The following is a 13481-nucleotide window of genomic DNA, read 5'->3' on the forward strand; positions in this document are numbered from 1 at the left end:
CCACCGGTGACCGGAGCGCCCCGCGGGGGAAAGAAATCAGGTGATGCTGGCGCTGCCAAGCTTCGGGTCCTGGCCCGGGTTCAGGGTGCAGGTGAACGGGGGCTGGGCCTGCCAGGCCGGGGTGGCGTTCAGGAAGTGGAAGTCCGCCTTCACGGTGAACTGGTTGTCCAGGCTGATGGTGAGCGGGCCGGGGGCCGGTCCCGCGGTCGCGGTCGGGATGAAGGTGCCGCTGTCCTGGTGGGCCTGGACCGGGAAGTCGCCCGATCCGCCGTAGGTCTGCTCGTCGATGCGGATGTCCTTCGCGGTGTTCGAGTCCAGGGTGCCGCCGGTGGCGATGACGTCCGCGTCGGCGACCCCTCGAACGCCGTCGACTCCGGCCAGGTTGTACAGCAGTTCGGCCACGTCCGCCGGAACCGTCGCGGTGACCTCGAGGCCGCGGATGGTGGCGGTGCTGCCGCTGGCCACCGAGTCCGGCCCGATCGCCTTGGCGTGCACGGTGAGGCCGCCCTCGCCGATCAACGGGTAGTTGCAGGTGTAGGCGAGGTCGCCGGTCTCGTAGACGACATCGGCCGCGAACGCGGTGCCCGTGCCGAGGGCACTGGCCACCCCGGCCACCAGCCCGACGGTCGCGACGCCCGCCGCGAACTTACCCAGTCTTCGACTCATCTTCGAATCACTCCATACGCTCAAACGTTCAGTCAGCCCGCCCCAGACGGGGATCTTCTGAGCCGCCAACGGCTCGCCAGTGAACACGAGAACTGCCCCGGAGATCGATCCCTGGTAGCACCGAAGTCATCGCACACCGTATTCTCCGAAATTGCGGAGAATACGGTGTGCACTCGGTTACCGGCTAGTACGTTACGTCCGCGTCAACTGGCCGACAAGGGGCTAGATCGAAAAAGCCGCGAGCGGGCCGCCATTGGCAGGAAGCATTGTCACCACTGCCGAAATCCGTTCGGGGCGTTTGTAACCAAGCTACAAAACCGTGCCGGATGGGGGATGATTGTTTTCGCGTACCCATGACTTCGGCGTAGAGTTTCGATGCCGTTCGGGATGGGGAGCATGCGCCGCCGAATGGGCTAACGGCCGGTTCCGAACAGGCTAGAAGAATGCGAACGGAAACGGAGGCGGTGCGGGTGAGCGCATCCGGTGCCCCGCGTGGATCTCGCGCCGCGCTGCGCACGGTCGCGTGCGCGGCGATCGCCGCGCTGGCGTTCCTGGCCGGGGTGGCCGGGGCGAGTCCGGCCGTGCCCGCACCACCCGGCACCCCGGCGACCGCGCAGGCCGATGCGCCCGCCGCCACCCCCGCGGCGGCGGAGGGGCCGGGCCGCGTCCTCATGTCCGGCGCCCCGTTCTGGAACCAGCGGGTGGTGCTGGACAAGGATCTCGAGCGGTTGGGCATCAAATCGGGCGTGGTCGCCGTGACGACCGGATCGAACCAGACCATCGCGCTGAAGAAGGACGGCAGCCTGGTCGTCTGGGGCAACAACTTCTACCAGCAGCAGGCCATTCCGCCCGCCGCGCTCGGGGCGACCGCGATCGCTTCCGGGTACGCGCATCTGCTGGCCCTGAAGAACGGCGGGGTCATCGCCTGGGGCAGCTCGCTGTTCGGCGAGACGACCGTGCCGCCCGAAGCCCGCTCCGGGGTCACCGCGATCTCCGCCCGGGGCTACCACAACCTCGCGCTCAAGAGCGACGGCAGCGTGCTCAGCTGGGGCCTGCGCAGTGACGTGCCGCCCGAGGCCCGGTCCGGGGTCACCGCGATCTCGGCCGGTGGCGACCACAACCTCGCCCTGAAGGGCGGCGGCGTGATCGCCTGGGGCGGCAACAAGTACGGCCAGAGCGACGTGCCGCCCGCCGCGCGGTCCGGGGTCGCCGCGGTGGCCGCGGGATGGGGGCACAGCCTGGCCCTGAAAGCCGACGGCACGGTCATCGCGTGGGGCAACAACGAGGACGGCCAGGCCACCGTGCCGGCCACCGTCACCGGCGCCACCGCCATCGCGGCGGGCACGGTGCACAGCCTCGCACTGCTCCCCGGCGGCAAGGTCGTCGGCTGGGGCATGGCGCGGGCGCTCACCAACACCCCGTCCGACGCGAACTCCGGGGTGACCGCGATCGCCGCCGGTTACCTGGGCAGCGTGATGCTCAAATGAGCCGGATGCCTGCGCGGGCCCAGGGAAACCGAGCACCGGGGTCGTGAGTGGACAGGCCGGTTCTAACCGGTCTAACCACTCACGACCCGTGGACGTAGGCAGTCCGGCTAGCGCGCGAGTTCGGCGACCAGTTCGTAGGAGCGGCGGCGGTCCTCGGCGCCGTGCACCATCGTGGTGATCATGAGCTCGTGCGCGCCGGTCTCGTCCAGCAGGTTCTCCAGTCCTTTTCGGACGGTTTCCGGCGAGCCGATGAACTGGCTGCCCATCCGCTCCTCGACGAACATCCGGTCCAGATCGCTGTAGGAGTACTCGGCGGCCTCCTCCGGGCTGGGCAGCGGGATCGGGCGCCCGCGCCGCAGGCTGAGGAAGGTCAGCGCGCTCGGCGCCGCGAGCCACCGCGCGCGTTCGTCGGTTTCCGCGCAGACCACCGCGGCGCCCAGCATCAGGTACGGCTCGGACAGCGTCTCCGAGGGCCGGAACGATTCGCGGTAGAGCCGCGCGGCGGGCAGTGTGTTCTGCGCGCTGAAGTGGTGCGCGAAGGCGAACGGCAAGCCGAGCGCCCCGGCCAGCTGCGCGCTGAACCCGCTCGAGCCGAGCAGCCAGAACGGCGGTTTGTTGCCCTCCGCGGGAACCGCGTGCACCGCGCGGCCCTCGTCCGGTTCGAAGTAGGCCATCAGCTCGGAAAGCTGCTGCGGGAACGCGTCCGCGGAAAGCGCGGCCGCCGAACCGCGCAGCGCGAGCGCGGTCCGCTGGTCGGTGCCGGGCGCCCGGCCGATGCCGAGGTCGATCCGTCCCGGGTGGAACGCCTCCAGCATGCCGAACTGCTCGGCGACGATCAGCGGCGAATGGTTGGGCAGCATCACCCCGCCCGAACCGACCCGGATCTTCTCGGTGGCCGTGGCCACGTGTCCGATCAGCACCGCGGTCGCCGAACTGGCGATCCCCGGCATGTTGTGGTGCTCGGCGACCCAGTAGCGGTGGTAGCCGAGGCGTTCGGTGTGCCGGGCCAGTTCGATGGTGTCGCGCAGCGCGGCCGAAGCGTCCGATCCGCTCGCGATGGGCGCGAGGTCGAGCACGGACAGCGGGATCTCAGGCAGGGACGTCACGCGAAGTGGTAACGCCTAACCGCCCTCGATGCTTCCCGGCAGCCAGTCCGAATCAGCGGAAAGCACGGTCAGCTGCTGGGTCGCGCGGGTCAGTGCGACATAGAGCACACGCCGCCCGGTGGTCGACTCGGTGATCAGCTCGGTCGGCTCGACCAGCACCACGGCGTCGTACTCGAGCCCCTTGGAGTCCAGGCTGCCGACCACCTTGAGCCGTTCGTCGGCCTGCCCGGACAGCCACTGCCCGACCTCCTCGACCCGGTCCATCGCGGTGATCACGCCGACCGTGCCCTCGACCGCGTCGAGCAGTTCCTTGGCCGCGGCCTGCACCTCGCCCTCGAGGCCCCCGCGATCGATCGTCCGCACCACCGGGCTGATCCCGGTCTTGCGGACCGCCCGCGGCAGCTCGTCCGGCTCCGCGTGCCCGGCGACGACCTCGGCCGCCAGATCGAAGATCTCCGCCGAGTTCCGGTAGTTGGTGCGCAGGGTGAACCGGCGCCGGGCCGTGCGCGGGCCGAACGCGTGATCCCGCGCCTGCGCCGCCTCCGCCGGATCCGGCCACGAGCTCTGCACCGGGTCGCCGACCACGGTCCAGCTCGCGTACTTGCCCCGCCGCCCGACCATCCGCCACTGCATCGGCGAGAGGTCCTGCGATTCGTCCACCACGATGTGCGAGTACTCGTCGTAGTGCTCGGGCCGCTGCGGCCCGGTCGCCGTGCGCGGCGGGTGCTCGGCCTCGAGCACGTCCTGGGCACGGCGGCGGCGCTTCGGCGGCGGCCCGGCCAGCACGCGCAGCTCGTCCAGCAGCGCGACATCGGCCACCGACCAGCCCCGCGAACGGTCCCGCATGGACGCCGCGAACAGCGCGATCTCTTCCTGGTTCAGCAGTTGCTTGGCCGACCGCGCCAGCCGGCGCTCGTCCCCGAGCCAGCGGAGCACCTCGCCCGGGTACAGGACCGGCCACCAGACCACCAGGAACCGGTGGAAGTCGATCCGCTCGCCGAGATCGGTGATCAGCTCCGCGCGGTCGATGGTCCGGTCGTCCGCGCGGGCGTACTCCTCGGCCTTGTCGGCGAGCGCCTCGAGCAGCGTTTCCGCCGCGCGGACCCGCGAACGGTTCGGCGGGCCGCCGTGCGTGTGCACCTTGCGGCGGACCTTGTCCAGCTCCTTGGCGCCCAGCTTGAGCACCTCGCCCCGGTAGACGATGCGCATCTCCTCCGGCGCGTCCGGCGGGGTGTCGCGCAGCGCCCGCAGCAGCACCTTGCGCATCCGCAGCGAACCCTTGATCGCGGCCAGCGGCGCCGGGTCCTGCCGGGTCGCCTCGATCCCGTCCAGCACCTGCCCGAGCGCGCGCAGCTCGACGTTCGTCTCACCCATCGACGGCAGCACGCGTTCGATGTAGCTGGTGAACACCCCGGACGGCCCGACCACCAGCACCCCGGCGCCGCCGAGCTGCCGGCGGTGGCGGTAGAGCAGGTAGGCCGCGCGGTGCAGGGCGACCGCGGTCTTGCCGGTGCCCGGCCCGCCGGTGATCTCGGTGACCCCGCGCCACGGCGCCCGGATGACCTCGTCCTGCTCGCGCTGGATCGTGGCCACGATGTCGCGCATCTTCTCGCCGCGGGACCGGCCGAGCGCGGCCATCAGCGCGCCCTCGCCGACCACCTGCATGGACTCCGGGACGGCGTCCGGGATCAGCACGTCGTCGTCCACGTCGAGCACGTTCTGGCCGGAGCACCGGATCACCCGCCGCCGGACGACGTCCATCGGTTCCTCGGCGGTCGCCTGGTAGAAGGCGGCGGCCGCCGGGGCGCGCCAGTCGGTGACCAGGTTGTCGAACTCGGCGTCGCGGATGCCGAGGCGGCCCACGTAGATCGTCTCGTCGCTGGTGTGATCCAGGCGACCGAAGACCAGGCCCTCGTACTCGGCGTCCAGGGTCTGCAGGGTCTGGTTGGCGTGGAAGACCATCATGTCCCGCTCGAAGAGCATGGACGCCTGCTCGAACACGGCCTCCTTCTGCGCCCCGTGCCCGATCTCGTATCCCTTGGCGCGCATGGCTTCGGCCTGGCTCCGGAGTTCCGCGAGGCGGGTGTACACGCGATCGACGTGGGTCTGTTCGATGGCGATCTCGGCCCGTCTGACCCGAGGTTCCGACACGCAGCGCTCCTACAGCTCACTCGCCGGGAAGGGGAAGAACGACTCTACACGTCGAGCCAAGGCGATCAGCGGGTTCGAGCGCCAGGTCACGCAACGTTCAGCGCCAGTTACCTGTCAGGAGGGGACCCCTCCGGACAGGAATTGTCATGAGGGGTCCCCTCCTGACATCCGGTGTTAGAAGGGGACCCCTCATGACATGGGGGAGGATGGCCCGGTGACCAGGATCGTGGCGGGGCGCGCGGGCGGGCGGCGGCTGAAGGTGCCGCCGAAGGGCACCAGGCCGACCTCGGAACGGGTGCGCGAAGCGTTGTTCAACGCGCTCGAGGTGGCCGGTGAACTCGACGGCGCGCGGGTGCTGGATCTCTACGCGGGTTCCGGCGCGCTCGGCCTGGAAGCGCTCTCCCGCGGCGCCGCCGACGCGCTGTTCGTGGAAGCCGATCGCCGGGCCGTCGAGGTGCTGCGCGCGAACCTGAACGCGCTCGGCCTCGGCGGCGCGGTGCGGCCCGGCTCGGTGGAGACCGTGGTCGGCGAACCCGCCGCCGAACCGTTCGACGTCGTGCTCGCCGATCCGCCCTACGCGGTCGACGCGGCGGCGCTCGGGCGGATGCTCACCGGGCTGACGTCCGGCGGCTGGATCGCCGACGGCGGCCTGGTGGTCGTCGAGCGGGCGCTGCGGGACGGCGAGCCGGACTGGCCGCCGGGCTACGCGCCGCTGCGCACCAAGCGGTACGGCGACACCGCCCTGCACTGGGCCGAGTTCTCGGTCAGTTAGCGCGGTCACATCTCGCGCGGGAACCGGTGGTAGTTGATAGCGTCCGCGCCATGCGGCGTGCGGTCTGTCCCGGTTCCTATGACCCAGTGACCAACGGGCACCTCGACATCATCGAACGGGCCTCCAAGCTGTTCGACGAGGTCGTGGTCGCCGTCGGGATCAACAAGAACAAGAAGGGGCTGTTCTCCGTCGAGGAACGGCTGGAGATGCTCCGCGAGTGCACCGCGCACCTGCCGAACACGCGGGTCGACTCCTGGCACGGCCTGCTGGTGGACTACTGCCGCCAGAACGACATCGCGGCGATCGCCAAGGGGCTGCGCTCGGTCAGCGATTTCGACTACGAACTGCAGATGGCCCAGATGAACCGCGAGCTGTCCGGAGTCGAAACGCTGTTGATGTCCAACAACCCGGTCTACGGCTTCCTGTCCAGTTCGCTGGTGAAGGAGGTCGCGACCTACGGCGGGGACGTGCACCACCTGGTGCCCGAGGTCGTGTTCGAGCGGCTCAAGGAAAAGCTCGCCGAGCGTAGTTAGGTCAGCCCAGCCCCGCCCGCTCATCGAGGCGCTTCGCGCCGCTGTGTCCATACGAACGAGCTGGTCCGATCGGACCATTCTCGGCTGGTCAGCGCGTGAATTAACCCGATAGCTATTGAATGATCACTTGATCGGGTTACGGTCCGAAAATGACCAACTACAAGCCACGAATAGCGTCCGTCCTGCTCGCTCTCCTGGTCGCGTTCCTCGGCGGAGCCGCCGCGCCCGCCGTGGCGCACGAGGCCGCCGCGCCGATCACCGCGGCCGCCGAGTGCGGGGACACCTCCGGCTTCAAGAAGACGCCGCTGGACACCCTGCCGAAGGAAGCCACCGACACCTACAACCTGATCAAGAAGGGCGGCCCGTTCCCGTTCCCGGAGAAGGACGGCACGGTCTTCTCCAACCGCGAGGGCATCCTGCCGTCCTGCGCTTCGGGTTACTACCACGAGTACACCGTGATCACCCCGGGCAGCCCGGACCGCGGCGCCCGGCGGATCGTCACCGGCAGCGGCGGCGAGTTCTTCTACACCGCCGACCACTACAAGACGTTCTCGGTCATCCCGGTCGACGGCGGCACCCCGTCGCCGGAGTGCGGGGACCCGGCGGGCCTGGACACGGTCAAGCTCTCCACGCTTTCGGCCGAGGCGAAGGCGGCCGTCGACAAGGCCCGGGGCGGCGCGTCCGGCACGGTCTACGAGAACCGCGAAGGCGTCCTGCCCGCCTGCGATTCGGGCTACTACCAGTTGTTCCCCGTCGGCGCCGAGGATCGGGTCATCTCCGGCAAGGGCGGCGAGATCTTCTACACGCCCGACCACTACTCGACTTTCCAGTTCGTCGAACTGGATTCCTGAGCGTTCTCCGACGCCGGGCGAGTCCGTGAGGCGGACACGCCCGGCGTCGCGCTCGTTCGCCGGTTTGCGGCGGTGACCAGGCAAACTGGTCAGTGCAGAACGGGGATAGCGGGCCACTAGGGAGTTGCCGTGTACCGGGTGTTCGAGGCTCTCGACGAACTCGTCACGATCGTGGAAGAGGCACGGGGGGTTCCGATGACCTCCAGCTGCGTGGTGCCGCGTGGCGACGTGCTCGAGCTGCTCGACGACGTCCGGGACGCGCTGCCCGGGGAGGTCGACGACGCCCAGGACGTGCTGGACAAGCGGGACGACCTGATCAACAAGGCCCGCACCGAGGCGGACGAGACGGTCAGCGGCGCCAACGCGGAGGCCGAACGCACGGTGGCCGACGCGCGGGCCGAGGCCGAACGGCTGGTCGCCGAGGCCCGGGCGCGCGCCGAGCAGATCATGGGCGACGCGCACGCCGAGGCCGAGCGGATGATCGCCGCGGGGGAGGCCGAGTACCAGAACCTCACCGAACGTTCCCGCGCAGAATCCGAGCGGATGATCCAGGCCGGCCGGGACGCCTACGAGCGCGCCGTCGACGACGGCCGCAACGAGCAGGCCAGGCTGGTCGCCCAGACCGAGGTCGTGCAGGCCGCGCACGCGGAATCCGCGCGGATCGTGGACGAGGCGCACGCCGAGGCCGACCGGCAGCGCGGCGAATGCGACGCGTACGTGGACGGGAAGCTCGCGGAGTTCTCCGAACTGCTCGCGACCACCCTCCGCACGGTCGATTCGGGCCGCAACCACCTGCGCGGTCCCGCCAACCTCAGCAGCGGGCGTCCGACGCTGTACGACTTCCAAGCCTGAGTTCCCGAATTGCGGGGGCCCCGAGGGGCTCGCGTACCCTGGTGAGGTTGCGCGGAGTAAGCGCAACGTCCGCCACCACTACCGTGTGAATGCGATGTCTGACGATAAGTCCACACCCGCACAGCTCGACGCGCGCAACCCGTGGGTGCTCGACACCCGCGAGCTGGGTCGCCGGGCTGGGCTGAGCCGTGCCGTCCAGCGGCGGCTCACCGTAGAGAACCCGCTCGGCGTACCCGATGTGATCACCGTGCCCCAGGGCGCGGAGGTCGAGGTCGACCTGATGCTGGAGTCGGTCGTCGAAGGGGTCCTGGTCAGCGGGACGGCCGTCGCGCCGACCACCGGCCAGTGTTCCCGCTGCCTCGACCCGATCAGCGGCGAGGTGGAGGTCGAGCTCACCGAGCTCTTCGCCTACCCCGACTCGACCACCGAGGCCACCACGGACGAAGACGAGGTGAGCCGCCTGGTCGACGACCGGATCGATCTGGAGCCGGTCGTCCGGGACGCCGTCGTGCTCGCGCTTCCCCAGGTACCGTTGTGCACGGAAGACTGCCCGGGCCTGTGCACGGAGTGCGGCGTGAAGTGGGTCGATCTCGAGCCCGGACACGGGCATGAGACGATAGACCCTCGGTGGGCCGCGCTGGTCGAGCGTTTCGACGAGAATCCGGCGAATGGCTCCCAGGAGAGCACCGAGCAACCCTGACGAGCGCCAGCTCGACCCAGTACGAAAGCCATGCTCGCCGCCCGGCGAGCAGACCGTGATGAGGAGATCTAGTCGTGGCCGTCCCCAAGCGGAAGATGTCGCGAGCCAACACGCGCTCCCGCCGTGCGCAGTGGAAGGCGACCCCGGTGCAGCTGGTGCCGTGTTCGAACCGCGCCTGCAAGCAGCCGAAGCCCCAGCACGTCGCCTGCCCGACCTGCGGTCAGTACGACGGTCGTCAGGTCGTCGAGCCCGCCTGAGGTAGCTGACCGATATGGGGGGCAAGTCGACGCCGGGACCGGCGGCCGACCCCGCGCCGTTGCTCGAAGCGCTCGGCGTCGAGTTGGACGCCGAGTTGCTCATGCTCGCGCTGACCCACCGCTCGTACGCGTACGAGAACGGGGGACTGCCGCCGAACGAGCGGCTCGAATTCCTCGGTGACGCGGTCCTCGGGCTCGTGGTCACCGATCACCTGTACCGCACGCATCCCGAGTTGCCGGAGGGCCAGCTCGCCAAGCTTCGCGCCAGCGTGGTGAACATGCACGCGCTCGCCGGGGTGGCCCGTGGCCTTGGCGAAGGTGGCCTCGGTGCGCACCTGCTGCTCGGCAAGGGCGAGGAGCTCACCGGCGGCCGGGACAAGGCCAGCATCCTGGCCGACGGCCTGGAAGCCGTGATCGGCGCGGTGTTCCTGCAGCACGGGATCGACGCCGGTCGCGCGCTGGTGCACCGGCTGTTCGACGGGCTGCTGGCCGAGGCGCCGCTGCGGGGCGCCGGGCTGGACTGGAAGACGAGCCTGCAGGAGCTCACCGCCTCCAACGGGCTCGGCGTGCCCGAGTACAAGGTCGAGGACACCGGGCCGGACCACCGCAAGGAGTTCAGCGCCACGGTGCTGGTCGCCGGGCGCGAACTCGGGCACGGCACCGGTTCGACCAAGAAGGAAGCCGAGCAGAAGGCGGCCGAGACCGCCTGGCGCGCGCTGACCGACGAGCTGAACACCAACGCCGCCGAAGAGGACGATCCGGGCGAGGACGAGACCCAGTCCTGAATCGCTTTCCCTTGAGCCGCACCCGCATTCCCGCGCGGGTGCGGCTCAATGCGTTCGTTCTCATGCGCCATCGGACGCAGGCCCGGGAATGTCGTAGGCGTACGGCAGAATCGCCGGTATGCCTGAACTTCCCGAGGTCGAGGTGGTCCGCGCCGGTTTGGAGGCCCATGTGGCCGGGCGGACCATCGCGAAGGTCGAGGTCCTGCACGAGCGCGCGATCCGGCGGCATGCGGAGGGCGCCGAGGACTTCACCGGACGGCTCGCGGGAGAGCGGGTCACCGCGGCCCGCCGCCGGGGGAAGTACCTGTGGCTGGAACTTTCCGATGCCGAGGCGGTGCTCGCGCATCTCGGCATGAGCGGGCAGATGCTGGTCCAGCCCGAGGGCGCGCCGGACGAGAAGCACCTGCGGGTGCGGGTGCGGTTCGACGACGGCGGCCCGGAGCTGCGGTTCGTCGACCAGCGCACGTTCGGCGGGCTCGCCCTGGCCGATCTGGTCGAGGTCGACCGCACCTGGCTGCCGAGCACGATCGCCCACATCGCGCGGGACCCGATGGATCCGGCGTTCGATCCGGCCCGCGCGGTGCGCGCGCTGCGGTCCCGGCGCACCGAGGTCAAACGCGCGCTGCTGGATCAGACCCTGGTCTCCGGGGTCGGCAACATCTACGCCGACGAGGCGCTCTGGCGCGCCCGCCTGCACTGGGCGCGGCCGACCGAACGCCTCACCAACGCGCAGGGCACGACCCTGCTCGCCGCCGCGACCGAGGTGATGGCCGAGGCGCTGCGGGCGGGCGGGACTTCGTTCGACGCCTTGTACGTCAACGTGAACGGCCAGTCCGGGTACTTCGAACGCTCGCTCAACGTGTACGGCCAGGCGGACCGCCCGTGCGGGCGCTGCGGCACCCCGGTCCGCCGGGAACCGTTCATGAACCGCTCGTCCTACTCCTGCCCCCGCTGCCAACCCCGACCCCGCCGCCGTACCTAGGCCGCCGAGTCGCCGGGGTCGTGAGTGGCCAGGCCGGTTCCAACCGGCCTGAACGTCCACGACCCGGTGTGTGTTGTCCGCACTACTGCGCAATGCGTGCTAGTGTCCTTGGCGTAAGACTGGAGGAACCAGTGGAGATCAGTCAGCTACTCAAGGGTGTGCTCGATCTCGCGGTGCTGGCGGTGCTCCGGAACGAGGACGGGTACGGCTACGACGTGCTGCGCAGGCTGCGGCTCGCGGGGCTGGAGGAGGTCGGCGACGCCTCCGTGTACGGCACGCTGCGGCGGCTGTACAAGGCCGGATTGCTGACCTCGTACGTCGTGCCGAGCGAAGAAGGACCGCATCGCAAGTACTACAGCATCAACGAGCCCGGCCGTCAGCGTCTCGAAGAGTCGGTGAAGACCTGGCACACCTTCGCGACGACGATGGACAGCCTGTTGGGAGAAGCAGTATGACCACGCAGACTCCGGCCGCGGTGCGCGACTACCTGGCCCGGGTCCGGACCGCCCTGGCCGATCTGCCCTCCGCCGAGGTGGAGGAGATCCTGGAGGACGTTCGGCCACACCTGGTCGAGATCGGCGAGGAGCTCGGGGACGGCGCCCGCGTCGAGGCGCTCATCGAACGGCTCGGCTCACCGGAGAGCTACGCCGCCGAACTGCGCGCCGCCGGTGACTACCCGGCGCCTTCGGCCGCGACGGCGGCGGTCAAACCGCCGCGCGAGCGGCACTGGCTGGCGAGACTCGCGTTCTGGGCCCTGGTGGGCGGTGTGGTCGCCACCGGTTTCATCGGCTTCGCGATCACCATCCGGCTGCGTGACGACGGCCTGATCGGCTTCCTGCTGGTGGCTCCGGTGCTCCTGGCGAGTGCGCTGTACGTCGTGAAACGCGGCCTCGCCCCGGTGGGCAAGCTGCCCGAGGTTCGGTGGCTCGACACGCAGTTCACCAAGGGGCGCCAGGGAATCTCGGCCAAGACGATCGCCTACGCGCGCTCCCTGCAGCCCGCGTGGTGGCTGGTCTGCGCCGGAATCCTGGTGGTCGTCGGCGCGCTGCTCACCCGGCGCAACTCGGCCGGCGCCATCGCGCTGCTCGGTCTGGTGGCGCTCGCGGCGCTGGCCGTGTGGGCGGGCCCGAAGTTCAAGAGCGACCGGCGGTGGCTCTGGTTCGGCCTGCCGGTTTCGGCGCTGGCCGCGGGCAGCGTGTTCGGCCTGGTCGGCTACCTCGTCGACACCGGCCACTACTACGGCGGTTATTCCGGCTCCTACCAGTACCTGAACCAGACCGCCGACGGCACACCGGCGCTCTCCTACGGCACCGACACCCTGGAGAACGTCTACGCGTTCGACGCGCAGGGCAATCCGCTCACCGATGTGTACCTCTACGACGAAACCGGGCGGCCGCTCAACGTCACCCGGTACGCCTGCGAGCCCGGCACCGGCGGGAAGACGAAACTCGGTCAGGACAACCGGTTCCCGCGGCCGAAGATCGAGCAGGGCACCTACGACGACCAGGGCCGCTACAACGGGTACAACGGATACCGGCCGCTGTGCCGGGAGATCCAGGGGGTGCCCTTCGCCGCGGCCATCCCGAAGCCTCCGGTCACCTCGACGCCGCCGGTCACTTCCACGCCCCCGGCGAGCACCCCGCCCGCACCGCCGACCAGCGCCCCGAAGCCGACGGGCTGAGGAGCGCCACCCGAGAGGCAGGGGGCGGGCGATCGGGGGCCCGCCCCCTGCTTTTCCTGGTCAGCTCATCGCGTGCGTCTTCATGGCGAACTTCGCCAGCAGGTCACGCCCCCGCTCCGCGTTGCGCGGCTGCGAAAGCACGTCGTACCGCCGGGCGACGAGCTGGCTGTGCGAGACGAAATCGCGGCGCCCCTTGGTGGCGCCGTAACTGATCGCGGCGAACACCAGGCTGAATCCGACCCCGGCGACCAGGCCGATCAGGATCGGCAGCAGCCCGGCGCCGGGCGTGAACATGCTCAGCAGCAGGCCCACGAACAACCCGAACCAGGCGCCGGACATCCCCGCGTTGGTCAGGACCCGGCCCCAGCTGAGCTTTCCGGCCACGCGCTCCACGAGCATCGGCTCCACGCCGACGATCGTGACGTCGGCCACCGGGAAATCGCTGTCGGCGAGGTGGTCGACGGCCCGCTGGGCTTCCTCGTACGAGTCGTAGGAACCGATCGGCCAGCCGCTCGGCATGGTCGGAAGCTGCGGAATCGCGGGTGTCCGGGTGAACGCGGTCTGTGTGAATGCTTGGGTCATGGCTCCTCACCTCTCCTACCCGTGCAACGTGTGTGTTCGGCGAGAAATGCCGGGTGTGCGCGATTCACAGGGAACT

At 70.0% G+C, this 13481-nt stretch carries 15 protein-coding genes; 11 read left to right on the plus strand and 4 right to left on the minus strand.

Going from position 1 to position 13481, the window contains the following annotated elements:
- Nucleotides 1–36: 36 nt before the first annotated feature.
- Complete coding sequence (locus FXO23_RS30260; protein ID WP_158888890.1) at nucleotides 37–666, minus strand: DUF6801 domain-containing protein; 630 nt, start codon at nucleotides 664–666, stop codon at nucleotides 37–39.
- Nucleotides 667–1109: 443 nt separating this feature from the next.
- Between FXO23_RS30260 and FXO23_RS30265 the strand changes: the two genes are divergently transcribed.
- A complete protein-coding gene (locus FXO23_RS30265; protein ID WP_158888891.1) occupies nucleotides 1110–2153 on the plus strand; it encodes an RCC1 domain-containing protein in 1044 nt (347 codons plus the stop codon).
- Nucleotides 2154–2260: 107 nt separating this feature from the next.
- Here the strand turns inward: FXO23_RS30265 and FXO23_RS30270 are convergent, their stop codons facing one another.
- Together FXO23_RS30270 and FXO23_RS30275 are read right to left on the minus strand one after the other, a co-directional pair.
- Nucleotides 2261–3259, minus strand: coding sequence for an LLM class flavin-dependent oxidoreductase (locus FXO23_RS30270; RefSeq protein WP_158888892.1), 999 nt, complete (start codon nucleotides 3257–3259; stop codon nucleotides 2261–2263).
- Nucleotides 3260–3274: 15 nt separating this feature from the next.
- Nucleotides 3275–5410, minus strand: coding sequence for a HelD family protein (locus FXO23_RS30275; protein WP_158888893.1), 2136 nt, complete (start codon nucleotides 5408–5410; stop codon nucleotides 3275–3277).
- Nucleotides 5411–5624: 214 nt separating this feature from the next.
- On the opposite strand from FXO23_RS30275, the gene rsmD reads away from it, so the two are divergent.
- The 10 genes from rsmD (at nucleotide 5625) to FXO23_RS30325 (ending at nucleotide 12823) form a co-directional block, all read left to right on the plus strand.
- Complete coding sequence (rsmD, locus tag FXO23_RS30280; protein WP_179956923.1) at nucleotides 5625–6182, plus strand: 16S rRNA (guanine(966)-N(2))-methyltransferase RsmD; 558 nt, start codon at nucleotides 5625–5627, stop codon at nucleotides 6180–6182.
- A gap of 50 nt (nucleotides 6183–6232) precedes the next feature.
- Entirely contained in the window at nucleotides 6233–6715 is a 483-nt protein-coding gene (gene coaD, locus FXO23_RS30285; protein WP_158888894.1) for a pantetheine-phosphate adenylyltransferase, read from the plus strand.
- A gap of 149 nt (nucleotides 6716–6864) precedes the next feature.
- Nucleotides 6865–7566 carry a ribonuclease domain-containing protein gene (locus FXO23_RS30290; protein ID WP_158888895.1) on the plus strand — a complete coding sequence of 234 codons (702 nt, stop codon included), beginning with the start codon at nucleotides 6865–6867 and terminating at the stop codon, nucleotides 7564–7566.
- Between the two features lie 129 nt (nucleotides 7567–7695).
- Nucleotides 7696–8418 (plus strand): DivIVA domain-containing protein, encoded by a 723-nt coding sequence (locus FXO23_RS30295; RefSeq protein ID WP_158888896.1) that lies wholly within the window; start codon nucleotides 7696–7698, stop codon nucleotides 8416–8418.
- A 94-nt stretch (nucleotides 8419–8512) separates the two neighbouring features.
- Nucleotides 8513–9118, plus strand: coding sequence for a YceD family protein (locus FXO23_RS30300; protein ID WP_158888897.1), 606 nt, complete (start codon nucleotides 8513–8515; stop codon nucleotides 9116–9118).
- 74 nt (nucleotides 9119–9192) lie between these two features.
- Nucleotides 9193–9375 (plus strand): 50S ribosomal protein L32, encoded by a 183-nt coding sequence (gene rpmF, locus FXO23_RS30305; RefSeq protein WP_158888898.1) that lies wholly within the window; start codon nucleotides 9193–9195, stop codon nucleotides 9373–9375.
- Between the two features lie 14 nt (nucleotides 9376–9389).
- A complete protein-coding gene (gene rnc / locus FXO23_RS30310; RefSeq protein ID WP_158888899.1) occupies nucleotides 9390–10160 on the plus strand; it encodes a ribonuclease III in 771 nt (256 codons plus the stop codon).
- 118 nt (nucleotides 10161–10278) lie between these two features.
- Nucleotides 10279–11142: a bifunctional DNA-formamidopyrimidine glycosylase/DNA-(apurinic or apyrimidinic site) lyase gene (gene mutM, locus FXO23_RS30315; protein WP_158888900.1), complete on the plus strand. Its 864-nt coding sequence runs from the start codon at nucleotides 10279–10281 to the stop codon at nucleotides 11140–11142.
- A gap of 131 nt (nucleotides 11143–11273) precedes the next feature.
- Nucleotides 11274–11597 (plus strand): PadR family transcriptional regulator, encoded by a 324-nt coding sequence (locus FXO23_RS30320; protein WP_158888901.1) that lies wholly within the window; start codon nucleotides 11274–11276, stop codon nucleotides 11595–11597.
- The gene (locus FXO23_RS30325; RefSeq protein WP_158888902.1) at nucleotides 11594–12823 is read left to right on the plus strand and encodes a DUF1700 domain-containing protein; all 1230 of its coding nucleotides are present in this window, start codon (nucleotides 11594–11596) and stop codon (nucleotides 12821–12823) included. Before FXO23_RS30320 ends, FXO23_RS30325 begins: the two co-directional genes overlap by 4 nt.
- Nucleotides 12824–12883: 60 nt before the next feature.
- Here the strand turns inward: FXO23_RS30325 and FXO23_RS30330 are convergent, their stop codons facing one another.
- Nucleotides 12884–13405, minus strand: coding sequence for a YflT domain-containing protein (locus FXO23_RS30330; RefSeq protein ID WP_158888903.1), 522 nt, complete (start codon nucleotides 13403–13405; stop codon nucleotides 12884–12886).
- Nucleotides 13406–13481 lie beyond the last annotated feature (76 nt).

Origin of the sequence: Amycolatopsis anabasis (assembly GCF_009765355.1) — a bacterium.
Lineage (GTDB): Bacteria > Actinomycetota > Actinomycetes > Mycobacteriales > Pseudonocardiaceae > Amycolatopsis > Amycolatopsis anabasis.